This window comes from Paenibacillus pasadenensis DSM 19293 (genome assembly GCF_000422485.1).
Taxonomy (GTDB): Bacteria; Bacillota; Bacilli; order Paenibacillales; family Paenibacillaceae; genus Paenibacillus_O; species Paenibacillus_O pasadenensis.
In genome coordinates, this window is sequence record NZ_KE383849.1 from 203,093 (window position 1) to 227,872 (window position 24,780).

14 protein-coding genes are annotated in these 24,780 nt (G+C 65.3%); 7 read left to right on the forward strand and 7 right to left on the reverse strand.

Annotated elements, in window-relative coordinates:
- Nucleotides 1–292: 292 nt before the first annotated feature.
- From H582_RS31080 to H582_RS27855, 4 genes are all read right to left on the reverse strand, one after another.
- A complete protein-coding gene (locus H582_RS31080; RefSeq protein ID WP_240479032.1) occupies nt 293–7,306 on the reverse strand; it encodes a pullulanase in 7,014 nt (2,337 codons plus the stop codon).
- Nucleotides 7,307–8,085: 779 nt separating this feature from the next.
- Nucleotides 8,086–9,051, reverse strand: a complete 966-nt coding sequence (locus tag H582_RS0115220) for an ornithine cyclodeaminase (protein WP_028599211.1) — start codon at nt 9,049–9,051, stop codon at nt 8,086–8,088.
- An 88-nt stretch (nt 9,052–9,139) separates the two neighbouring features.
- Nucleotides 9,140–10,132: a 2,3-diaminopropionate biosynthesis protein SbnA gene (sbnA, locus tag H582_RS0115225; RefSeq protein ID WP_043111411.1), complete on the reverse strand. Its 993-nt coding sequence runs from the start codon at nt 10,130–10,132 to the stop codon at nt 9,140–9,142.
- Nucleotides 10,132–11,601: a phenylacetate--CoA ligase family protein gene (locus H582_RS27855; protein WP_174817701.1), complete on the reverse strand. Its 1,470-nt coding sequence runs from the start codon at nt 11,599–11,601 to the stop codon at nt 10,132–10,134. Before H582_RS27855 ends, sbnA begins: the two co-directional genes overlap by 1 nt.
- A gap of 219 nt (nt 11,602–11,820) precedes the next feature.
- Between H582_RS27855 and H582_RS0115235 the strand changes: the two genes are divergently transcribed.
- Entirely contained in the window at nt 11,821–12,624 is an 804-nt protein-coding gene (locus H582_RS0115235) for a YheC/YheD family protein (RefSeq protein WP_028599213.1), read from the forward strand.
- 36 nt (nt 12,625–12,660) lie between these two features.
- Here H582_RS0115235 and H582_RS0115240 read toward each other — a convergent pair whose 3' ends face one another.
- From H582_RS0115240 to H582_RS0115250, 3 genes are all read right to left on the reverse strand, one after another.
- On the reverse strand, nt 12,661–13,515 hold the full coding sequence (locus H582_RS0115240) for a carbohydrate ABC transporter permease (RefSeq protein WP_028599214.1): 855 nt from the start codon (nt 13,513–13,515) through the stop codon (nt 12,661–12,663).
- A 12-nt stretch (nt 13,516–13,527) separates the two neighbouring features.
- Complete coding sequence (locus H582_RS0115245) at nt 13,528–14,412, reverse strand: carbohydrate ABC transporter permease (protein ID WP_028599215.1); 885 nt, start codon at nt 14,410–14,412, stop codon at nt 13,528–13,530.
- 99 nt (nt 14,413–14,511) lie between these two features.
- The gene (locus H582_RS0115250; protein ID WP_028599216.1) at nt 14,512–15,753 is read right to left on the reverse strand and encodes a sugar ABC transporter substrate-binding protein; all 1,242 of its coding nucleotides are present in this window, start codon (nt 15,751–15,753) and stop codon (nt 14,512–14,514) included.
- Between the two features lie 271 nt (nt 15,754–16,024).
- On the opposite strand from H582_RS0115250, the gene H582_RS0115255 reads away from it, so the two are divergent.
- The 6 genes from H582_RS0115255 (at nt 16,025) to H582_RS27860 (ending at nt 24,770) form a co-directional block, all read left to right on the forward strand.
- Nucleotides 16,025–19,405, forward strand: coding sequence for a GH36-type glycosyl hydrolase domain-containing protein (locus H582_RS0115255; protein ID WP_052333313.1), 3,381 nt, complete (start codon nt 16,025–16,027; stop codon nt 19,403–19,405).
- A gap of 83 nt (nt 19,406–19,488) precedes the next feature.
- A complete protein-coding gene (locus H582_RS0115260; RefSeq protein WP_028599218.1) occupies nt 19,489–20,463 on the forward strand; it encodes a LacI family DNA-binding transcriptional regulator in 975 nt (324 codons plus the stop codon).
- A gap of 224 nt (nt 20,464–20,687) precedes the next feature.
- The gene (locus H582_RS0115265; RefSeq protein WP_052333314.1) at nt 20,688–22,187 is read left to right on the forward strand and encodes a spore germination protein; all 1,500 of its coding nucleotides are present in this window, start codon (nt 20,688–20,690) and stop codon (nt 22,185–22,187) included.
- Complete coding sequence (locus H582_RS0115270; protein WP_028599220.1) at nt 22,184–23,395, forward strand: Ger(x)C family spore germination protein; 1,212 nt, start codon at nt 22,184–22,186, stop codon at nt 23,393–23,395. The genes H582_RS0115265 and H582_RS0115270 overlap by 4 nt, the downstream gene beginning before the upstream one ends.
- An 11-nt stretch (nt 23,396–23,406) precedes the next feature.
- Nucleotides 23,407–23,640, forward strand: coding sequence for a hypothetical protein (locus H582_RS0115275; RefSeq protein WP_028599221.1), 234 nt, complete (start codon nt 23,407–23,409; stop codon nt 23,638–23,640).
- Nucleotides 23,641–23,657: 17 nt separating this feature from the next.
- Nucleotides 23,658–24,770 (forward strand): GerAB/ArcD/ProY family transporter, encoded by a 1,113-nt coding sequence (locus tag H582_RS27860; RefSeq protein WP_052333315.1) that lies wholly within the window; start codon nt 23,658–23,660, stop codon nt 24,768–24,770.
- Nucleotides 24,771–24,780: the final 10 nt, after the last annotated feature.

Consider the following 24,780-nt stretch of genomic DNA (forward strand, 5'->3'; position numbering starts at 1 on the left):
ATGATGCTCGGCCTCCACATCCTCGCCTCCTGTCCGGTCGTTCCCGTGAACAGGTCCAGCAGCCGATAGGCATCTTCGCGCTTCTGCGGGTTGTCTACGCTCTCGATGAAATCCAGCATGCTCGCTTCGGACTGCTTCGTCTTTCAGCTCGTAAGCCATGCGGAGACGCGCCGCTTGTGTGCTTCTCTCCCTGGAAGGCGAAAATCAGCCTGTACCTGAAGACCGAAAAAGGACTGCCCCGTAAGGGCAGTCCTTTTTGCATGCAGCATGCTGCTGGAGTCGCCTCGGCTCGCTACAGCCCGAGACGATCCGCCAGATTGAGGATCGCTTGCGCGCTGTCCGCGCGGCTTGCGGAAGCCGCCGGCGCGAAGCTGCCGTCGGCGCGGCCTTTGAGCAGGCCGAGCGCCAGCGCGTCCTGCACGTCCTTGGCCGCCCATGCGGATACGCGGTCGAGATCGCGGACAGCAGCCGCTTGAGCGGCAGCTGCGGCATCCGCCGCTTGCGCGCGGTAGGCACGGACCAGCATCAGCGCCATCTCCTCGCGGGTAATCGCCGCGTGCGGCTGGAACGTTCCGTCTCCTTTGCCGGTGACGATGCCGTGATGGCGAGCCGCCTCGACGGCGGAGGCGTACCAGGCGCCGGACGGAACGTCGTTGAACGCGCTGCCCGCTGCCGGCGCGTCCAGTCGGAGCGCTCTCGCCAGCATCGCGGCGAACTCGGCGCGGGTGACGGCTTTGGCCGGCGTGAACGTCGTGGAGCTCGTGCCGGCGACGATCTGCTTCGCCGACAGCCGCTTCACGGCCGCTTCGGCCCAGTGGCCGGACAGATCGGCGAACGTCTTGTCGACTTCAAGCGCCGCATAGCGGCTGAAGTGGCTTACGCTGGCCGTCAGACGTCCATCCGCCAGCTTGCCGCCGACGTATTCCGGCTGCTCGCCGGACAGGTAGTAGATGCCGGCCAGCTGCAAGCTCACGCCGGAGTCCAGCGCGAACGTCAGCTGGACCGGAGCTTCGAAGCGATCAAGCGAGTAGGCTTGGCCTGCCTTCGTCACGACGGCGAGGCTCAGCTCCACCAGCTTGCTGCCGAGCTTGACTTCGGCATCCAGCTTCGTCGCCGCTTGATCCGCGGCCGCTACGGCTGCCGCTGCATCCAGCTCGGCGGCCTGGAAGCGGAGGTACGCGCCTTCCGACTCGCCTGCCGGCATCAGCTTGGCGAGCTGCGCCAGCAGAGCTGACGGCAGCTGCACCGTCAGTCCCTCGCGCTTCAGCTCCAGCGGCTTCGAGCCCAGAATCGTGCTCGCGTCAAGCGGCAGGCGGACTTCCGCGATCCCAGCTTCAAGCGTGATGGAAGCCGAGGCTTTGAGCGCATCCGCGGTCAGCTCGACCACGTTCTCCGGCTTGGCAGGAGAGGAGCTCGGCGCCGGAGTCGGAGTGACCGGCGACGGTGTCGACGGGTTCTCCGGCGTCGGCGACGGGTTCTCCGGCGTCGGCGACGGGTTCTCCGGTGTCGGCGTCGGGTTCTCCGGTGTCGGCGTCGGGGTTGCCGGCGTCGGCGTCGGGTTCTCCGGCGTCGGCGTCGGGTTTGCCGGCGTCGGCGTCGGGGTTGCCGGCGTCGGCGTCGGGGTTGCCGGTGTCGGCGTCGGATTCTCCGGCGTCGGCGTCGGGGTTGCCGGCGTCGGCGTCGGGGTTGCCGGTGTCGGCGTCGGGGTTGCCGGTGTCGGCGTCGGGGTTGCCGGCGTCGGCGTCGGATTCTCCGGCGTCGGCGTCGTTTTCACGCTCGCCAGCACGACCGTGCCGCCATCCGCCATCGCTGGCAGCGAGAACGTCACCTTGCCGCCTTCAGAGACCGCGTAGGTCTTGCCGCCGTACAGATCCTTCACGCTGCTGCCTGCCGCGAACGGCACGGCCAGCGTCACTTCCTGCGCGGCGGTCTTGACGCCGAGCGCCGTCACGAGCTGCTCGCCTTCATAGCGGTTGAGGAAGGCCATGTAGCCTTTCTCATTGGAAGCCTCCAGGCTGACCCGCTCGCCTTTAGCGTACACTTTCGAATAGTCGGCGCGGATGCCGAGCAGCTTTTGGTAATGCGCCAGCAGCTTGGACTCGGACTCCAGCTTGTCCCACGGCATGTCGCCGCGGTTCTCGCTGAACTCGCCCTTGCCCATGTCGCGGGCGTTCTTGCCGGAGCGGCCGAGCTCCTCGCCATAGTAGACGACCGGCTGGCCCTTGGCCGTAATCTGCATGGCCGCGGCAGCCATCAGCTTGGCCTTGTCGCCGCCGACATACTCGCTCAGGAAGCCGTCCTCGTCATGGCTGCTCAGGAACTGCCCCATGACGCGCGTATTGTCCAGCTTGGCGGCGCGCTCCGTCAGATAAGCGTCTGCCGCCTCTACGTTGCCTTCGACAAAGGCCTTGGCCTGGCCCTTGAACCCGAAGTCGAGCAGGCTGTCCATCTGGCCGCTCTGCAGCGTGCCGCCGTCGCTGTCGACGGTCGCGCCGAAGTATTCGCCGATCAGCTTGAAGTTCGGATCGATGCGCGTCAGCTCGTTCTTGAACGCTTTCCACGTCGTGTCCTCGACATGCTTGACCGTATCGACGCGGAAGTAGTCGATCGTATCGCCGCGATCGCTCTTCGCGCGCTCCAGCCAGTCGGTCTGCCAGCGGATGACCTGGCTGCGGACATCCGGATTTTCCGTCAAGAAGTCCGGCAAGCCGGCCAGCTCGCCCTTGATCGCATCCGTATCGGCGGAGAGGCCGTCCGTGCGAAGCATGCCCGCGAAGCGATCCTTGTCTGCCTGCGTCACGCCAGGGTACTGATCTCCGGGCTTCATGCCGTAGCCCGTATGGTTGAGCACGACGTCGACCATGATCTTGATGCCGCGGTCATGAGCCTCGTCGATGAGCTGCTTGAACGTGTCCAGATCGCCGAGATGCTCGTCGAGCTTGGCGAAGTCCTTGGCCCAGTAGCCATGGTAGCCGTACTGCTCGCCGCCGAAGTCGGTGCCTTTGTTGAAGTCGATGTTGTCCACGATCGGGGTGATCCACAGCGTATTGACGCCAAGATCCTCGATGTAGTCGAGCTTGTCGATCAATCCCTGGAAGTCGCCACCATGATACGCCTCCAGATGGTTCTTGTTCACGTTGAAGTTATTCGTCTCGTCGCCGTCCGCGAAGCGGTCGGTCAGCACGAAGTAGATGCGGGACTCGTCGAAGTCGAAGTCCAGCTTGCCGCCGGCCGTGCTCTTCGCTTGCACCGTCAGCTCGGCGCTGCCATGGTGGCGGTTGCCGTACGAATCGACGAGCGTAATCGGGATTGTCTTCTCTCCCGCAGGCACCGAGTCCTTGACGGCGACCGTCTGCTGCATGAGCTCCGTGTCCAGCTTCACCTTGGCCGGTCCGCCAAGCGCCGTCAGATCCAGATAAGCTTCCTTGAATGCAACTTCTTCGGAAGCTTCCGCTTCCACTTCCAGCACGGCGTGCTGGCCTGCAGCGATCGCTGCCGGGGATGCCGATGCGGAGATGGCTACATCCGGCCTTACATAAGTGACGGTCGACTTTCCATCCACCGTGTTTTTCGGATCGGTGATCTCGGCCGTCTGGCCGTTCTTCGTCACCGCGAACGAATACTCATGCGTGCCCGGCTCGATGCCGCTCAGCACGTAGCGGAACAGCTCCTGCTCCGGCACATACGCCATCGCATGCTCCTGTCCGCCGATGAGGAGCTTCACGCCCTCGATCTCATTCATGCGGTTCGTGCGGAACAGCGCATCGTCCCGATAGCGGAACGTGATCGTTCCGTCGTCGAGCGTCGGACCGGTCAGGCTCGGCTTGATGTCGAGCTCGCGGACCATGCTCGTCACGTTGACCTTCGTAAAGGCCTCGCCCGGAACGAGCGGGATGATGCGGTCATCCGGAATATCCTGCTTCGCCGTATTCCAATCGGTGCCTTTGCGAAGCACGAAGCCGACGCTGGTCGCTTGCGGCGCGACCTCGATGAGCACCGAAGCGATGCCGTTGTCGAACGTCTGGAAATCGATTTGGTCGTTCTTGACACCCGTATTCCATACCCACATATTCCAGTCCTTGTAGCTCTTGTCCGGACGGATATAGTTGACCTGCACGTAGCGCTTCTCCGTCGGAGGAGCCGTCTTGCCCTCCGTGCGGATGATGACCGCGGTCAGCGGCTGCAGCGTGATCGAGCCGGACTCGAGCGAGAAGCCGCTCGGAGCGGATACGCCCGCCGCCAACGCTTCGTCGTCGTCCGCGACGACCAGACCGCCGGTCAGGTCTTCGGAGAGCGTCAGCTTCCGGGACTTGCTGTCGGCGTTGACGAACACATAGAAGTCGTCCTTGCCGTCGGAGGACTGGCTCTTGTACGCGATGACCAGATCCTGCGCGTTCACTTCCGGAACCTGGAGCAGCGTCACGTTGCGATCCACCAGGGCCTTGTCGCCGAGGCGGAACGCGTCGCTCGACTGGCGCAGATCGATGAGGCCTTTCGTATACTCGACGGTCTTGACGTTCTCGCCGTAGACGTTCGCATCCGTTGTCTTCGCCCAGTCGAACTTGTTGATCGCGTCGGAGGAGTCATAGGAGTCATGGACGAAATAGCCGAACGTAACGCCTTTTTCATCCTTGAGCTCATGGTACTTCTGCTCCGGCACCCCTTCGCCGAGCCACTGCTTCGTGCGGCCGTATTCCTGACCGGCATGCAGGAACGCAGTCCCTTGAGACGTGAGTGTCAGCAGGTTGCCGAGACGGACGCGCTTCAGAATTTCCTCATTGTTCTCGGGAACGGAAGGATCCTTCTTGATCGCCTGCGCCACGATGTCGTACAGCGGCAGGTTGTCATGCGCCTCGACGTACTGCACCATGTCGCCGGGATCGTCCTGCTTCGTATTGCCGGCCTGAGCCTTGATATTGTTGAAAATGACGCTGATGTCCCGCGCCCCGCCCGTGATGAAGCGCGGCTCGCCTTCGCTTCCGAAGCCGGACTTCAGTTCATTGCGGAACTCGTCGGAGAAGACGCCGACATCGTCGGTCTTGTCCATCCAGTCCTGATCGGCGCCGTGGCCCGCCAGGTAAGGATCTGCCTGATGGCCGGCGAACGTGCGCCAGCCTTCGCCGATGAACAGCGCCTGCGGGTTGATCGCCGCGGCCGCGTCGTAAGCGTTCTGGATCGACTCATAGGTCGCGTCGCCCATCATGTCGAAGCGCATGCCGTCGATCTTGTATTCATCGAACCAATATTTCACCGAGTCGACCATGAGCTTCTCGGCCATCTTGCGATTCGTCGCCAGGTTGTTGCCGAACCCGCCGAGGAAGTTGCCGTTCGGTCCTTGGAACGCATAGTAGTTCGGAACGATGTCGTTCAGGAAGTCCGCCTTGGCCATATGCGTGTAGACGACGTCCAGGATGACGCCCATGCCGGCGTCGTGGATCGAGTCGATCATCGCCTTCAGCTCGCGGACGCGCAGCTCCGGATCGGCCGGATTCTCGGAGTAGGCTCCGTCCGGAGAGAAGTAGCTGTGCGGATCATAGCCCCAGTTGTACTCATTGTTCATCGCCGAGTAGGCGAGCTCGCGCTCCTTCATCGCCGCCTCGTCGCCGTAGTACCAGGCCATCACCGGCAGCAGCTGCACATGGGTCACGCCGAGCGACTTGATGTAGTCGACCTTCTGCTTGAAGGCGTCGAACGTGCCCCAGGTCGCTTCGTGGAGGTCGCTCTCGACCGACGGATCGGACGTGAAGTCGCGGACGTGGATCTCCCAGATGACCGCGTCCTCTCGCTTCTCGTAGCCGTCGATGTCGGCGAAGCCGTAGCCTTCCGGATCGGTGCCGGCCAGATCGACGATCGCCGCCTTGCCGACCGCGTCGCCGTCCGCTCCCGTCTCGCCCTTCGTATTGACGTGGAACTCGGCCATCGACTTGGCGTACGGGTCGAGCACGCGCTTCGTCACGCCGCCGTTGGTCACTTCATATTGGTAGAAATAGTTCTTGAAATCCGTCACGCCGAAATCGTTCGGCTGGAGCTGGATCGACCAGACGCCTCGCTCGCCTTGGGCAAGCGGCCGGGAGCCGACCTTGACGGTCGCGTCGTCCTTGTCGTAGACGTTGACCGTGACGCTCGACGCCTTTGGCGCCCACAGCTTGAGCGTCGCTCCGCCGGCGGCATACGTCGCGCCGAGATCGCTGCCGTCGTAGGCGTACAGCTCGTCCATCATGCGCCAGCCGGCAGCGGCGGCGACGGTCTTGCCCTCGTAGGTCAGCTGCAGCGGCGCTTGGGCGTCGGAGAAATCCGCCTGGATGCGGATCGACGTCGCGCTGTCGATCTCGACGGAAGCGATCGAAAGCTGCGCTCCGCTCTTGTCCTTGAGCTGCAGCGCCTCCTTGAGCGCCGCCGTATCCAGACCTGTCGTCAGCGTGAAGTCCGCATGAATGCGGCCTCCGGCCAGCAGCTGAGCGGACAGGAGCGCAGGCGCTCCTTCGTTCACCGGCAGCTCGCCGAACGGAGAGATATACACCTTGTCGTCGCCCTGCTTCACGAACAGATGCTTGTAGCTGCTCACGTAGGCGAACTTCTTGTCGCCGCCGTCCTTGCCGGCGTCGCCCTTGGATGGATCAAGCAGCAGGAAGCCGATTTCCTGGGCGTTTTCCTTGAGCTTCAGATCTACGAATCCGCCATAGGCGTCCTCGCCGGAGAACATCGCCGCATCGGTCGGCCATGTGGACGGAGGAGCCGCGACCTCTCCCCACGACCATACGCCGTATTTGGCATGCTCGCCATCGGAGCGCTGATAATGCACGCGCACCGTATCGGCCGGCAGCTCGACCGGCTCGAAGCTATGTACCGCATCTGAGCCTTGCTTCAGCCACACCTCGTTCATCGCCGGCGAGGCCAGCGAGAACTTCTTGTCGCCGGCGTCCTTGTCGCCGTTGGCCGGCTTCATGACGACGAGGCCGACGTTCTTGGCGTCCGCCTTCAGCGGAATATCGACGTACGCTCCGTATCCGTCGGCCTGTCCGGCCGGGAAAGGCGTGCCGCCGTTCGGCCAGTTCGAAGACGGCTGGGCGACGTCCTCGAATTGCCATAGCCCCCAGCCCTCATAGTTGCCGTCCGTACGTTGGTAATGGACGCGCAGATGGCCATCCGCCACCGGCGGCGCCGTTTCCGCCTGCACGGCTGCGTTTTCGCCAGCCGCCGCGTCCGCGTTCGCCTGCACGGGCAAAGCCCCGGCGAACAGCGACAGCAGCAGCGCGAAAATGGCGGTGATGGAAGCGAAACGCTTCGTCGTAGCGCTCATGATCATGTTCAACTAGACCCTCCTCTGAATGAATGACTCCTAAGACAATGACCGTTAAGCAAACGTTTGCATAAGGGTGGAAAAAGATACCCGCTCGTCCAAGGAACGAAGGCAATCCACGGGACGGCAAGCACCAGGATAAATATAAAGCGCTTTCACAGAAAACGTTTGCACAACCTATTCTAGGGATGAAAAGCAAGATCGTCAACTTTAAAATTTCCTCCAAAGCAAAGCGATCCTATCGCGCGAATCGAGAACGAGTCATATCCCGTCATCAGATGACGATGATGAACTTATGCGGAAGCTCGCGGGCATGACCCGACCGCGGACGGTTCATGAACGAAGATTCGTTGGGAGGAGGGGCTGGTTATGCAGCCAGATCGAACTTTTTGACGTCTCAATGATACCAGGAAACGCTATTCGGCGGTTTTGATGGTTTTTTCGCAGCCAACGATACGGAGGAGCGCTATTTTGTCGAAAAAGCAGCTTCGGGAGCGACTTGGGCAGCAATAAGGTCTGTCCGTATCGTTAGGATTTCATTCGGCGCCAATCGGACGAAATAAGGTCTGTGAGTATCATTAGATCGCGGAGCAGGCGTATGGGAACGCCGCTTCGCTCGCCCCGATGGGCGAGCGAAGCGGCGCGGCGGGCATGGAGCTCGGCAGGTCTGGAGCTTGGCGGGCATGGAGCTTAGCGGGTCTGGAAGCGCATCACGCCTGGCGGCGCAACGTGCTCCCTTCCCCCTCCTGCAGAATCATCCTTGCGACCTTAATGATCTCGTCAGGTCAATCCAGCCCCACCCCAAGCCCCTCCGCCAGCGCGCGGCGGTAGAAATCCCCCGCCAGCGCCAGGTCGAAGATGCCGAGCCCCATCGGATTAAAAAAGATCGTCTCGCCCGCGAGCGGAGCCAGCGCGTCGCGGCAGACGGCGTCCGCCAGCGTCAGCGCGTCCGGCTCCGCCAGCAGCCCCGCCGCGTGCAGCCGCTCGATGTCCGTATCCTCGCGGCATACCTGGCTCCAGTCGTCGACGAACGTGCGCAGGCCGGCGACGCTGTGCGGCTCGTAGTCCCGCAGCGACACATGCAGCAGCAGCGCTCCCTGCGGCGGCGGCTCGTCGATGTAGCGGCTCGGCGCGACCGTGCAGGTCGCGGTCACGTCCGACTGCCGGTACAGCTCCCGCCAGTCCGTCGTCGCCTCGACGCGGCCGAGCAGCTCCGGCGGGATGCTGTCCTCCGCGATGCCGCGCACGTCATGCAGCAGCACCCGCTCCAGGCGCGGCCCGAGCAGCGCCGCCGCCATGTCGAGATGCAGGCGGCCGATCGGCCCCCAGCCGATGATGCCGACCGTGAAGCCGCCCCCGGACGCCGGACGCAGCTCGGCGTACCAGCGCAGCATGGCGCCGCTGACCGCCGCCGCGCGCAGTCCGTTCAGCCGATCGCTGCGCAGCACGGCGAGCGGCTCGCCCGTCGACGGATCGTTCAGCGCGATCAGGTTGCGGGCGCGCGGCAGCCCGCGCTGCGGGTTGCCGGGAAATCCGGCGATCCACTTGATGCCGGCCAGCTCCGTGCTTCCGCCGAGATAGGCCGGAGTCGCGATGATCCGGTTCGGCGTGCCGGGAAAGCGCAGATAGCCTTTGAGCGGAGCGGCGCTACCGCCCGCGTCCATCGTGCGCACCGCTTCCTCGATGAGATCCGCCAAGCGGCTCCAGTCCCAGCCGAGCTCGCGGATATGCTCGTCGTTCAAGTAAAGCATCGCTTCTCCTCCTCTTTCCTGCGCTTCCTGGCCTTTTCCCCGACCGTCGTCTCGCTGCTGCCCGTCTCGCTGCCGCTCAAACGCTCCGTCACGGCGCGGCGGCCAGCTCCTCGTCCGGTCCAAGGCCGAGCTCGCGGCTCGCCCATCCGGCGTCGAACGCCGTATCGAGATAGCGGTCGCCCCGGTCCGGCAGGATCGCCGCCACGACCGCTCCGGCAGGCAGGCTGCCGGCCATCCGCTTGATCGCGGCGACGACGCCGCCCGAGGAAGCTCCGGCGAGGATCGCCTCGCGCCGCAGCAGGCTGCGGCAGCCGCGCACGCAATCGGCGTCGCTGACGCGGACGACCTCGTCGGCCAAGTCCGCGCGATGCAGCCCCGGCTCCAGCGCCGCCCCGAGGCCGGGAAAGCGGCGAACGCCGCTGCCCCCGCCGAACAGCGCGCTCCCCTGGGCGTCGACCGCGACGATCCGGGTCGGCCAGCCGCGGCCGCGGATGTAGTCGGAGCAGCCCCGGATCGTGCCGCAGGAGCTGACGCCGCAGAACAGCCAGTCGACCGTGCCGAGCTTCTCGGCGATCTCGGCCATCGTCGTGGCTTCATGCGCGGCGGCGTTGTCCGGGTTGGCGTACTGGTTCGTCCAGTACGCCCCGGCAATCGACGCCCGCAGCTGCCGCACGCGGGCGATGCGCGCCGGCAGGAACTCGCCGGTCGCCGGATCGGGCCGGCTCACCAGCTCGATCTCTCCGCCGTAAGCGGAGATGAGCGCCTTATGCGCCTCGGTCGTGCGCGGATCGACGACGCAGACGAAGCGCAGGCCCGCCTGCCGGCATAGCTGGGCGAGGCTGATCGCCAGATTGCCGGAGCTGGACTCGACGACCGTGCCGCCGGCGGCCAGCTCTCCGCGCCGGATCGCCTCCTTCAGCATATGGAGCGCGGCCCGGTCCTTGGCGCTCCCGCCCGGATTCATCCCTTCGAGCTTGGCATGGACCTCGAACGCCTCCCCCTCGAACAGCCGCGAGAGCCGCACGAGCGGCGTCCGCCCGATCGCCGACGCGATGCCTCCATTCAGATCCGGTTCCCGCATCACGGCGTCTCTCCTTCTCCGTAAAAGATCTTCTTGCGCTTGATCGGCCCTTCGGCCGCCTCGTCCCCGAGCCGCACCCGCCGCACCGCGATGTCCTCCAGCAAGCCGCTGCGGATCATCTCCCCGATCGCCGGGATGCGCGCCTCCACGTCCCGCCCCGCCAGCTCGAACTCCTCGTCCGAGGCGGACGGACTGTCGATGCCGATCGCCAGCCGGTTGCCCCGCACCTCGACGCGCAGCCGCGCGTCCGGCAGCCGGCGGCTGACCGCGTCCTCGATGTCATAGAGGCTGATCTTCTCGCCATGCTTGAGGTCGGGCCCGATGCGCTTGACGAGTCCGGCGAAGCTTTGGCGCAGCCGGCCGCCTGCGACGATCGGCCGCAGGTCGCGCACGACGTCATAGGTGACATATCGAAGCGCCGGGAACGCTTCGCGCAGCGCGGAGGTGAGCACGAGCACCGCCTCGCCCTCCGGCAGCGGCTCCAGCCCGTCGCCGAGCGCTTCCGCCGGCACGCCCTCCGCAAGCAGCCCGTCAGCCAGCAAATAGCGGCCATGCTCCGGGGAGTAGGAGGCGATCGTGCCGATCTCGATGGAGCCGTACGTATCCGCGATGTCGAGCTCGGTCAAGCCGAGCCGAGCCGCTGCCGCGCGCCGCCATCCCGGCGAGGCCAGCTCGCCGACGAGCAGCACGCGCCGGATGCCGAGCTCCGCCGGCCGCGCCGCCGCCGCCAGGATGCGGTCGAGAATCGACGGCATCGTGTAGAGCACCTCCGGCCGCAGCCGCTCGAGCGCGGCGACATGCTCGGCGATCGGCAGCCGGAACGGCAGCGTCTCCACGGACAAGCCGAGCTCGCGGAACACCTCGCCCGCCGTCGCCTCGGCATGGCCGGTGCCCATGTCGGAGACGGCTGTCCGCCACTCGCCGCCGGCCAGCAGCTCGCGGAACACGTCGAGCTTGACGCGCAGGTAATCCGCCTCGTCCTGCGGCGAGTAGTAGATCGCCTTGCGCCGGCCGGAGCTCGTGCCGGACGTGCGGTACACGTTCAGGCCCGGCTGCGCGGCGAGCGGGTTGCCCTCGGCATAGTAGTGCCGCTCCAGCGCCGACGCCGTCAGCAGCGGCAACCCTTCCAGCAGCTGCAGCGCCGCGGCCAGACCGTCGCCGGAATCAGCCTTATCCGGCCTTCCATCGCCGGCTTCGTCCTCGGCATCCGCGGCCCCAGCCAGACCGTCGCCGAAATCAGCCTCATCCGGACTTCCGCCGCCGGCTTCGTCCTTGGCATCCGCGGCCCCCGCCAGACCGCCGCCGAACTCGGCCTCATCCGGCCTTCCGCCGCCGGCTCCTTCCGCTGCCCCGGCCGCCGCATCCGCTCTGCCCGCCGCTCCCTCGACGGCTGCCCCTGCCAGCCCATCGATCCACGGAAAGCTCCGGCGCAGCCGTCCGATCGCCGCGCTCCACTCCGCTGTCCGCATCGCTTCGCCCTCCTCTAGTCGGCGGAGTCGATTCCGCCCATCGCACTACCGTATGCCCATGACGCCTGTCAGGTTCGTGCGTATGTGCCCGCAACGCCGCCGCCAACGGCAAATGGGGCTCTACGAGCTCCACGGTCACGATCCTTCCCCGCGCGCCCAGTCGCCCGCCGCCAATTGCCCATACACTGGAACCAATCCCTAGCGAGAGGAGCCAGCGGCATGTCTAGCGGCGAAGGCGGCGACGCCACCCGGCGATCCGTCGCCAGCAAGATGGAAAAGACGCAGCGGCTGCTTCAGCATCCGCAGCTGGCCAAGTCCGTGCCCGCGACGCGCTGGCTGAACGAGGAGTCGCTCGCCGAGCTGCTCCGCAAGCACCGCATGGTCTACGTGAAGCCCGACGTCGGCCGGATGGGCATCGGCGTCATGCGCGTCGAGCGGACCGGCAGCGGCTGGGCTTACCAGAGCGGAGAGAAGGTGCGGCGCTTCGCGACGCGCAGCGGGCTGTACCGCTCGCTCGCCAAGCGCATCGGCGATACGCCCTATCTGGTGCAGAGGGGCATCCGCATGCTGGAGCACGAAGGACGTCCGTTCGATTTTCGCCTCATGATCCAGCAGGACCGGTCGGGGGCATGGGCATGCAACGGCACCGCGGCGCGCGTCGCCCATCCCGCCAAGATCGTCAGCAACGGCAGCCAGGGCGGCACGATCTTCGAGCCGATGCGTCTGCTCGCGCCCGCCTTCGGCCAGACGGAGGCCGAGGCGCTGCTGCGCCGCATGGACCGGATCGCGCTGCAGACGGCGGGCGAGCTCGGCCGGTCGTACCCGGCGCTGCGCGAGCTCGGCCTCGACCTGGCGGTCGATACGAGCGGCAAGCCGTGGATTCTCGAGGTGAACACGCGGCCCGATCCATGCCCGTTCACCAAGCTCGACGATCCGGCGATCATCCGGCGCATCGTCGAGTACGGCAAAGGCTACGGACGGCATTACAAGCTGATCTGCAACAAAGCGAAAAAAGCGCCCTGAAGGGGCGCTTTTCGCTGTCATCCTTTTCTCATCCGTTCACTTGATGCCGGAAATATTGTAGTTCTCGATGATCTGCCGCTGGAAGAAGATGAAGATGACCATGATCGGCAGCACCATGAACGCCGCGCCGGCCATCTGCAGGGCGAAGTTGGTCGTGTTCTGCCCTTTGAGCAGCTGCAGGCCGACCGAGAGCGTGTACAGCTTCTCGTCGTTGGCGATGATGAGCGGCCACAGGAAGCTGTTCCAGCCGCCGATGAACGTCAGGATCGCCTGCACGGCGAGGATCGGCTTGGACATCGGCAGCACGACCTGCGCGAACAGCCGGTACTCGCTCGCGCCGTCGAGCCGCGTCGCCTCCATGATCTCCTCCGGCAGCGTGCTCATGAACTGGCGGAACAGGAAGATGCCGAAGGCGCTCGTGAAGCCGGGCAGCACGATGCCGAGCATCGTATTGGTCAGGCTGACGCCGTTCAGGATGAGGTAGACCGGGATCATCGTCACCTGGCCGGGGATCATCATCGTGGCGAGCACGAGCAGGAACAGCTTTTCCCGCCCCTTGAACCGGTACTTGGCGAAGCCGAATCCCGCCATCGCGTTCAGCAGAAGGCCGACGAACGAGAACAGCGTGATGAGCAGCGTGTTGCCCAAGTACGTGCCGAAGTCCATCTCCGTGAACAGCCGGGTGAAATTGTCCACGGTGAACGCCTCCGGCCACAGCGTCGGCGGGATGCGCTTGATCTCGCCTTCGGTCTTGAAGGCGGACAGCACCATCCAGACGAACGGCAGCACCATGGCGATGCCGAATACGGTCAGCACGATGCCCGCGGCCCATTGCTGGAGCCGGCCTCTCGGAGCGGCCGAGGCGGGCTTTCGAGTCGTCGCTTGTTTCATGAGAGCCTCCTCCTATTCCTCGGCTTGCTTCCGCTGCAGGCGCAGCTGGACCATCGTGACGGCGATGATGAGGAAGAACAGCACGAACGAGCCGGCGGCCGCATAGCCGAAGTGGCTGTACTGGAAGCCGTTCTGGTAGATGAACAGCGACGCCGAGACGGTGCCGTTCAGCGGTCCGCCCTGCGTCATGACGAAGGGCTCCTCGAAAAACTGCAGCCAGCCGATCATCGTCGTGATCGTCACGAAGAAGATCGCGAAGCGCATCATCGGCAGCGTGATCCGCGTCAGCTGCTGCCAGCCGCTCGCCCCGTCAAGCTGCGCCGCCTCGTAATAAGAGCGGTCGATGCCCTGCAGCGCGGCGATGAAGATGATCATGTTCAGTCCGATGCTCCGCCACAGCGCCAGCAGGATGAGCGACAGCTTGGCGATCGTCGGCTCCGTCAGCCACGGCACCTTGTCGAAGCCGATCGACGTCAGGATGTAGTTGAACAGCCCGATGCCCGGGTTGTACAGATAGCTCCAGACGACGGCCACGGCGACGACGTTCGTCACCGACGGCAAGTAGTAGACGACGCGGAACACCTTGAACAGCCGCGAGCGGCCGAATTGGATGAGCAGCGCCACGCCGAGCGAGCAGGCGATGACGAGCGGCACGCCGATGACGACGTAGAACAGCGTGTTGCGCAGCGCCAGCAGGAATACCGGATCGCCCAGCACGTCGGCATAGTTGGCCAGGCCGACGAAGGAGATGGACGAATAGTCGGCCAGCCCGGCGAGGTCCATGTCGGTCAGGCTGATGCCCAGCGCGACGAGGATCGGCAGCAGCGAGAACACCGCCAGCAGCAGCAGCGTCGGTCCGATGAACACATACGGCGCCATTTTGGAGGAACCCTTCATACACTCACTTCCTTTGCAAGTCGTGGCCGCTCCGAACGGCAGGCGGAAGCCGGCGGCGGGCTGCTCCCGTCCTCCGGCCGCCGCCGCGGCCTCGTTCGTTTACTTGTCGAGCAGCTTCTGCGACTGCTCGTTGAAGTCCTTCAGCTTGGCGTCGATGTCCGCGTCCGCGCGGTAGATCTCCTCGAACGTCTTGAGGAAGTTCTGGGAGATGTTGTCCCACGCCTTGACGAGCGGCATCGGCTCGGCATTTTTCAGCTGCTCGCCGACGACGGCCATGTTCGGATCGCCGCTCAGCTGCGGGTCCTCCCACGCCTTCTTGTTCGCCGGTAGCTCGCCGGTCTGCTTCATCCACTCCAGCTGGTTCTCCGGCTTGCTGAGGAACGCAATGAACTTCATCGCGGCCGCCTTCTGCTCGGTGAAGCCGAATACGCTCAGGTTGGAGCCGCCGAGCGAGCTCATGTTGCCGTCCTTGGACGGCAGCACCGCCGTCGCCCACTTGCCCTCGATGTCGGGGATCTGGTCCGCGACCGTCTTGATCATCCACGGGCCGCTGATGAACATCGGCACCATGCCGTCGCCGCCGAACGTCTGGGACGTATCGAGGCCGAGATCGACCGGCGCGTAGCCGTTTTTGAAATACCCGTCCAGGTAGCGGACCGTCTCCGCGAATGCCGGCTGATCGAACTGGGCCTTGCCGTCCTCGATCAGCTTGGAGCCGTTCTGGCGGGCGAACATGAAGCTGAGCGTCGGCTCCTTGGGATCGAGGCCGATGCCGTATTTGTCCTTGCCCCGCTCGGTCAGCTTCTTCGAAGCGTCGAGCAGCTCATCCCAGGTTTTCGGCGCATGATCGTAGCCGACCGACTGCAGCACGTCCGTGCGGTAGAACAGGACGCGCGTCTCCGCCAGCCACGGCACGCCGACCGTCTTGCCGTCGAACTGCGTGGACGTGACCGTGCCGTCGAAGAAATTGTCCGCGGCCAGCTCCGGGTAGTCGGCCAGGTCGGCGGTCAGGTCGGCCAGCGCGCCGGCCGCCGCGAACTCCGGCATCCACGTCGTGCCCATCTGCAGCACGTCCGGACCTTTTTTGGAGGCGACGGCCGTCAGCAGCTTGTCATGCGCGCTGCCCCACGGAATCGCCTGCACCTGGATCGAGACGTCCGGGTTCTCCTTCTGGTACGCGGCCGCCATCTGCTCCATCGGCTTGCTGCTGTCTCCCATCGCCCATACGGTGAGCTTCGTCTTGCCTTCCTCTGCGCCGCTTCCGCCAGACGAGCAGCCTGCGATCAGGCTGCCTGCCAGCGCGGCGGCAGCCAGCGCCGCGATCGTTCTTTTCGTATCCATTCGCCATATCCTCCCCTGGATTCCGGTTGCTTTTCGTTTAAAGCGAAACGTTTCGAACAAAGTATAAATCAAATTGAAATCGCATTCAAGTCCTCTTTTCCAATCATTTTTCGCTTCATTAATAGCCAGGAAGTCGATACGCTCGTTCGACGCCATGGCCCGGAGCGCCGTTTGACTTCCTCAAGCTCTATTGTATATACTCGTCTTGGTTGTTTTCGAAACGTTTCTATCACTATTATCAAGCGGCTCTGCAAGAAAAGGAGGAAGCACCATGCGATCCCAATCCAAGCCGTTGCCGTCCGCCAGCTGGCGGCTCGAGCGCGACGGACTTGCCTTCACCTTCCACCCGACCGGCGACCTGTATGAGGCGTCCGGCAGCGGCATGATGCTGAACCAGCTGCGCAGCCATCCGCTGGACGGCTCGCTCAACCAGCTGTACCTGCGCGTGCGCGGTCCCGAGGGCATGCGCGCCTATCCGCTGATCGGCATCCGCTCGGACAGCCGCGTCGGCCGCGGGAGCGACCGCATCGTCTGGAGCGGCGAGGCCGACGGCGTCCGCTACGAGGCCGCTTTCCGGCTCGGCTCGGGCGGCGCCTGGTTCTGGCGCGTCCGGCTCGAGGCGGACGAGCGCGGACGCTCCGCCGACATCGTCTACGGCCAGGATATCGGCCTGGGCGCTCCGGGCGCCGTGCGCGGCAACGAAGCGTACAACGCTCATTACCTGGACCATTCCGCCTATGAGGACGAGCAGCGCGGCTGGATCGTCTGCACCCGCCAGAACCAGCCGCAGGACGGGCGCTTCCCGTATGCGCAGCAAGGCTGCCTGACCGGGGCGGTCTCGTTCGCGACCGACGGCTTCGCCTTTTTCGGCCGCTCGTTCAAGGAGACGCATCAGCCGGAGGCGCTGAAGCTGGACCGGCTGCCGGGCGAGGTGCTGCAGTATGAGTTCGCCTATACGGCGCTCCAGTCGCGCGAGGTCGATCCGGCCGACGGCGCGGAGATCGTATTTTACGGACTGTTCCGCGACGATCATCCCGAGGCGGTCGAACGGGCCGAGTTCGGCGAGGAGATCGAGCGGGCATGGACGGAGCTTTGCCGAGAGGAAAATGAAGCCGTCCCGACGCAGCCGACGCCGCGCCGCGCGGACGATCTCGGCGAGCCGCTGCAGGCTCGCTCGCTGAGCGAGCAGGAAATCGCGGCGCTCTACCCCCTGCGGATCGAGGAGGAGCGGCGGGACGGGGAGCTGCATGCCTTCTTCACGCCGGAGTACGCCCATGTCGCGCTCAAGGCCAAGGAGCTGCTCCTCGAGCGGCCGCATGGCCATATTCTGCTCAGCGGAGCGCCGGATATGCCCGGAGCGGAAGTGCTGGCCACGACCGCTTATATGTACGGCATCTTCCATTCGCAGCTCGTCGTCGGCAACACCAGCTTCAACAAGCTCATCGGCCATGCCCGCAGCGCGCTGAACGCGGCGCATGCGTCGGGCTTGCGCCTGTACGCCGAGCAGGACGGCCGGTTCCGCCTGCTGGCGATGCCGAGCCTGTTCGAGATGGGCTTCAACTACGCCCGCTGGGTGTATGCGCTGGACGGCGACACCGTCACGGTGACGAGCTGGACGTCCGCGGACGCGCCCGAGGCGACGCTGGACATCGCGTCCGCCGCCGGCATTTCGCGGCGCTACCTGCTCACGGCGCAGATTACGATGGGCGAGCGGGAGCTGGAAGGCCCGTATCGGCTCGAGGCGCCGGCGGACGGCTCGCTGCGCTTCCGCGCGGCCGCCGGCTCGCCGATCGCCGGCGCCTACCCCGAGCTCGCGTACCGGCTGACGGTCGCCGGCACGGGCTTCGAGCGCTTCGACGATCGCAGGCTCGTGCCGGATCTGGAGCCCGGCGTCTCGCCGCTGCTCGTCCTGCAGACGGAAGCGTCGGCGAGCTGGAGCGTGCGGATCGAGGGCCGGCTGGACGGGCTGCCGGCCGCGGCTGCGCCGGCGCCGGAGCTCCCGCAGTCGGCGGCGGCGTACCGCGCAGGCATGGCGGAGCTCATGCGCGGCTTCCGCCTCGAGCATCCCGGCGGCGATCCGTCGGTGCGGCGGCTTGATCTGCTGTCATGGTGGTATGTCCACAACATGCGCGTGCATTTCCTCTCTCCGCACGGCCTCGAGCAGTACGGAGGCGCCGCCTGGGGCACGCGCGACGTCTGCCAGGGTCCGGCCGAGTTCTTCCTCGCGATGCAGCGCTGGGACGCGGTCCGCGGCATCCTGCGGACCGTGTACGAGCATCAATATGAGCAGAGCGGCGGCTGGCCGCAATGGTTCATGTTCGACCGCTACAGCCGCATCCAGCAGCACGAGAGCCACGGCGACATCGTCGTGTGGCCGCTCAAGCTGCTCGGCGATTATCTTTCCGCCACCGGCGATTACGGCCTGCTGGACGAGAAGCTTCCGTACACGGATGAGACGACGTTCGACTTTACGGCGGGGCGGCATCCGCTGCGGGAGCATGTCGAGCGGCAGCTCGCCCATATCCGCGACCGCTTCCTGCCCGGCACGATGCTGTCCGCCTACGGCGACGGCGACTGGGACGACACGCTGCAGCCGGCGCGTCCAGAGCTGCGCGCCTCGATGGCGAGCAGCTGGACGGTGGCGCTGACCTATCAGGCGATGCGGACGCTCGGCCGGGCGCTCGCCTCCGCGCCCGGGCACGCCTCCTGGTCGGAGGAGCTGCTCGCCCTGGCGGACGGCATCCGCCGCGACTTCGCCGCCTATATGGATCCGGACGGCGTCATTCCCGGCTTCCTCGATCTCGCCGACCCGGCCCGTCCGGCCAAGCTGCTCCATCCGGACGACGTCCGCACCGGCATCCGCTACCGCCTGCTGCCGATGACGCGCAGCATGATCGCGGAGCTGCTCACGCCCGAGCAGGCGGAGGCGCATCGGGAGCTCATCCGGCGCGAGCTCCGCTTCCCGGACGGCGTCCGCCTCATGAACCGTCCGGCCGCTTACGAGGGCGGAGTGAGCGTGCGCTTCAAGCGAGCCGAGCAGGCGGCCAACTTCGGCCGCGAGATTGGGCTGCAGTACGTGCATGCGCATATCCGCTACATCGAGGCGATGGCCAAGCTCGGCCAAAGCGAGGAAGCGTGGCATGCGCTGCAGGTCATCAGTCCGGTCGGCATCGAGGACGCGGTCCCGAACGCCGCTCCGCGCCAGAGCAACGCTTATTTCAGCAGCTCGGACGGCGCCTTCGCCAATCGCCGCGAGGCGGCGGCGCGGTTCGAGGAGCTGCGCAGCGGCGCGGCGCCCGTCAAGGGCGGCTGGCGCATCTACTCGAGCGGTCCAGGCATCTATCTCAACCAGCTCGTGTCCAGCGTGCTCGGCATCCGCGCGGCCGCCGGCCGGATCGTGCTCGACCCGGCGCTGCCCGCATCGCTCGACGGCCTCTCCGTCCGCTTCGAGCTCGCCGGCAGGCCGGTCCGCATCGTGTACCGCCTGAGCGGATCGCCGGTGTCGCGCATTTCCGTCAACGGCCGCGAGGCCGCCTTCGCCCGCCTGCCCCATCCGTACCGGAGCGGAGGCGCGGAGCTGTCTCTGGACGAGCTGGAGCCGCTCTGGAACGATGAATCCGGGGCGCTGCAGGACATTCTCGTCGAGGCTTGAGCTTCCGCTGCCGCAGCCGCACGAGAACAGCGATGGAAAGTTGTGGTATAGTGAACAAAAAGCCGTCCACGGGAGGTATCGCGGTGGTCAGCATCAAGGATATTGCCCGCAAGGCCGGCGTGTCGATCTCGACCGTCTCCTATGCGCTGAACGGCAATCCCAAGGTAACCCCTGAAACGAGCGCTCGAATACGGGCGATCGCCAAGGAAATGAACTACATCCCCAATGGGGCGGCCCGCCAGCTCAAGAAGCGGGAGTCCCGGATCATCGGCGCGTTCCTGACCGATTTCACCGGCGCTTTCTACGGCGATCTGCTGCAAGGAATGAAGGAAGTGCTCAACCGCAAAGGCTACGACCTGATCGTCTGCAGCGGACTGCAGTCGCATCGGCTGCTGCCCGAGCGGATGATCGACGGCGCGATCATCCTTGACTCGGCCTTTTCGGACGAGGAGCTGCTCGACTACGCCGACCGGGGCCACCGGCTCGTCGTGCTCGACCGCGAGCTGAACCATCCCGCCGTCAATCAGGTGCTGCTCGACAACAAGGCCGGCGCCAATCTGGCGATGGACTATCTGATCGAGACCGGCCATCGCCGCCTCTACATCGTCGCCGGCCCGTCCGACAGCTTCGACGCGCGCCAGCGGATGGGCGCCGTGCGGCAGACGCTGGACCGGCATCCGGAGCTCGAAGCGACCGTGCTCGAGGGCGACTTCAATCAGGGCTCCGGCGAAGCGGCCGGCCGGCTCATCCTGGAGCAGTGGCAAGGACCGGCCGGCGTCTTCTGCCTCAACGACGAAATGGCGATCGGCCTGTTCAACGCGGTCTCCGCGTCGGACTCCGGCATCCGCGTCGGCGAGGAGCTGTCGCTCGTCGGCTTCGACAACATCGCCCTCACCCGCTACATCCAGCCTCGCCTGGCGACGATCGAGTATTCCAAGTACCGCTGGGGCGCGATGGCGTCCGAGCAGCTGCTGCGGATGATCGCCGGCGAGGAGGTCGAGCATGAGCGGATCTACGTCTCGCTCGTCGAGAGCGGATCGGTGAAGGACCGGCGCTGAGCCGAGGCTCTGCCGCTCCCTTTCCTCGACCTCCCTTCCCTCGGGCAAGTGCGGACGTCTCCTCCCGCACTGTCCCCAAAGCGGCTTTCCCGCGGCCTGGCGCCGCGCGGAAAGCCGCTTTTTGCGATGCCGCCGCTCCCGCTTCGCAAGTCATGGATAGCCGGCCCTCAACTGGAACATCCTAGTTCAAGACATCTAATCTGGAAAGGAAATCAGGTGAGAGGATGACGAAACAGTCGGCCGCCGAGTCCGCGGACTCGCTCAGCCGCTCGCTGAAGGTCAATGACAGCCGGCTCCGCGACCGCTTCGGCATCAGCCCCGACTTGCTCGCGCGCGAGTTCCAGGCGGAGCTGGACGGCGGGGAGATCATGCGCGGAACGGCGTGGGCGATCGACGGCATCTCGAACTCCGCTCCGCTGCTGCAGGCTCTGTTCGCCCCGGATGTACGAAGAAGCCTCATCTGCGGCAGCGCCGAGGAATGGCTCGACCTATGCCGCGCCCGCATCCTGCCGGAGGGAGAGATCCATGTCCTGGGCACGCTGGCGGAGGTTTGCTCGATGCTGCTCGACGGCCATACCGTCCTGTTCGCGGACGGCAGCCCGCACGCGCTTGCCGTCGCGACCAAGGATGTGAAGGCCCGCTCGATCGAGGAGCCGAACGTCCAATCGGTCGTGCGCGGCCCCCGCGAGGGCTTCACCGAGGTGCTCGCCTGGAACATCGCCATGCTGAGGAGGAAGATCGCCAGTCCCGACCTCCGGTTCGAGCCGACGACGCTCGGGACGGTGACGAATACCGCGGTCGCGATCGTATACATCCGCGACATCGTCTCGCCGGAGGTGCTGCAGGAGGTCAAGGACCGGATGGCGACGATCGACATGGACAGCATCCTCGAGAGCAACTACATCGAGGAGTACATCCAGGATCGGATCTACACGCCGTTTCCGACCGTGTTCAACTCGGAGCGGCCGGATGTCATCGCCGCCGGCCTGCTCGAAGGCAGGGTCGCCATCCTGGTCGACGGCACGCCGTTCGCGCTGCTCGTCCCGGCCCTGTTCAGCCAGTTTTTCCAGTCGAGCGAGGACTACTACCAGCGAGCCGACTTCAGCACGCTGATCCGGCTGCTGCGGTTCCTCTCCTTCCTGCTCGCGACGCTCACGCCGTCGTTCTACATCGCCATCACGACGTTCCATCAGGAGATGCTGCCGACGACGCTGCTCTACAACCTGGCGAGCCAGCGCGAGGGCGTGCCGTTCCCCGCGTTCATCGAGGCGCTTCTCATGGAAGTGACGTTCGAGATTCTGCGCGAGGCGAGCGTGCGCATGCCCAAGACGATCGGCCAGTCGATCTCGATCGTCGGCACGCTCGTCGTCGGCCAGGCGGCGGTGGACGCCGGGCTCGTGAGCGCGGCCATGGTCATCGTCGTCTCCATCACGGCCATCGCCAACTTCGTCCTGCCCGCGTTCAACATGGGCATCGCCGCGAGGATCATCCGCTTCGGCCTCATGACGCTCGCCGCCTCGTTCGGCTTGTACGGCGTATTCATCGGGATCATCGCGCTCGTGCTGCATCTGTGCAGCCTCCATTCCTTCAGCGTTCCCTATATGGCGCCGCTCGCTCCGTACCAGCGGGACGATCAGAAGGATACGCTGTTCCGCCTGCCGATTCCCTGGATGAAGAACCGGCCGATCAGCCTCAAGCCGCAGAAGCTGCGGAGGCAGCCATGAACCGCTTCGGGCTGGCGTCCAGGCTGCTCGCGCTGCTGCTGATCGCCGCGCTGGCCGCCCCGCTCTCCGGCTGCTGGAGCCGCAACGAGCTCAACGGCATCAACATCGTCGTCGGCATGGGCGTGGACAAAGCAAAGGACGACGGGTATATCGTGTCGGTCCAGATCGTCAATCCGAGCCAGGTGACGACGAAAAAAACGTCCACCAGCTCCTTCAGTCCCGTCGTCACCTTCCGTTCCTACGGGAAGACGCTGCCCGACGCTCTGGCGCGCCTGACGCTCAAGGCGGCCCGCGAGCTCTACCTCGCCCATTTGCGCATCCTCGTCATCGGCGAGGAGATCGCGCGCAGCGGCCTGAGCAAGCCGCTCGACTTCATCGCCCGCAACCGCGAGCTGCGGACGGACTTTTATCTCGTCGTCGCCAAAAAGGCGTCCGCCTCGGATATTCTCGACATGTACAGCCCGATCGATCCGATCCCGGCGAACAGCCTGTACACGAAGCTGGACACGTCGGACGATATCTGGTCGGCGACCGGCAAGGTGACGCTCGACCGCCTCATCCGCGATCTGGCGACCGAAGGCAAGGGACCCGCGCTCACGTCCATCGAGCTGCTCGGCAACCGCCACAGCGGCGAGGAGATGAAAAGCGCCCAGAACATCGAGCCGCAGACGCTGCTCCGATACGACGGCATGGCGGCTTTCCGCAACGATCGCATGGTCGGCTGGCTGAACGAGAATGACGTCCGCGCGCTCAACCTGCTGCAGAACGAGACGCATCATACCTTCCTCACCGTCGAGTGCCCGAACGAGGAAGGGCTCGTGACGCTGGAGCTGAATCAGGCGCATGCGCGCATCACCGCGCATCGTCCGGATGCGTTCGAGGTCGAGCTGCGCTCGCAGCAGGACATCGCCGACATCGGCTGCAAGATGGACGTGATCGATCCGGCCAATCAGGAGAAGCTGGAGCGACTGGTCGACGCCAAGCTCGTCGATCTGCTCCAGCGGAGCATCCGCAAATCGCAGAAGGAGCTGAAGTCCGACGTGTTCGGCTTCGGAAGCGCGCTTCATCGCCAGCATCCCGGCCTGTGGCGGCGCATCGAGGACTGGGATTCCATCTACGACCGGGCCAAGATCGACATCCGCTCAAAAACGACGATTCGCCGGATCGGCACGACCTTCAAGTCTATGAAGGACGAATCGCGACCTTAGGAGGAAAAGCCATGTGGCTCTGGATCGGACTGTGCGCCGGCTTGCTCGGCGCGCTGCTCCTCGATTGGCCCCGCCTGCGCCGCAAAGGAGCGGCGAAGGAACGTCTCGCCGCCGCTGCGGCTTGGGCGGCGGCGGCGATCGGAGCGACGCTGTACGGGACTCTCCCCGAGCCGCCCAATCCGCTGCAATGGATCGCCGTGGCGCTGCACGGGTACGTCGACGTCTTTAATTCGCTCTTTTCCTAACGAAGGAGGCTGGCATCATGAATGAGGAACGGAACACCTCGATCTCCGCGCGCGGGTTCGCCGTGCTGACGGTTTATTTCATGATCGGCACCTCCATCCTGATCGCCCCTGCCGGCCTCGCCGTCGCGGCCAAGCAGGATGCCTGGATGGCCGCCCTGTTCGGGGTCGGCCTGAACATCGCGCTTGTCGCGCTCTACGCCGCCCTCGGCAAGCTGCGCCGGCACGAGTCGCTCGTGCAGATGTGCGTCAGCGCGCTCGGCCGCTGGGCAGGGGGACTGCTCGGGCTCGCCTTCGTCGCCTTCTTCTACCTGCTCGCCTCGCTCATGATCGGAGATCTCGGCTTTTTCCTGACGACGCAGAACTTGCCGGAAACCCCGGTCGAGGTGCTGCAGCTGCTGTTCGTCCTGCTCGCCGTCTACGCCGTCCGTCTCGGCAAGTCGGCTTATTCGCGGGCGGCGGAGCTGTTCTTTCCGTTCCTGCTGCTGCTGTTCACGCTGCTCGTGCTGACGACGCTTCCGCGGATCGATCCCCGCAATTTCGAGCCGTTGCTGGAGTTCGGCTTGCGGCCGATCTTCAAGGGCGGCATCAATCTGTTCGCGCTGCAGGAGATGATCGTGCTGCTCATGCTCTATCCGTACGTGCGCCGGGCGGCCGGCAGGTCCGGCGCGATGATCGGAGGCACGGTGCTCGGCGGGATCGTGCTCGTCGTCACGACTGCCGCCAGCATCGGCGTGCTGTGCGCCGGCGTGACGGCCAATCAGCTGTTCCCGGCCTATGCGCTCGCCAAGAACATCAGCATCGGGCATTTCCTGGAGCGGATCGAAGGCATGATCATCTTCATCTGGGTGTTGTCCATCCTGATCAAGATCGTCATCACGTTCGACGCCACCCTCATCGGACTCGGCCAGCTGTTCGGCCTGCGCTCCACGCTGGCGCTGACGTTGCCGCTCGGCGTCGGCATGGTTGTCGTCGCCCAGCTGTGCTACCCCAATACGGTGTTCGTCCAGGACTTCCTCTCCAAGAACTGGACGCCGTTCGCTTCGATCTTCCTCGTGTTCGCGCCTCTGCTCCTCTACGCCGTCCACCTCATCCGCGCGCGCGCCAAAAAGCAGCCGGCCCCGTCCTCATGACGGAGCCGGC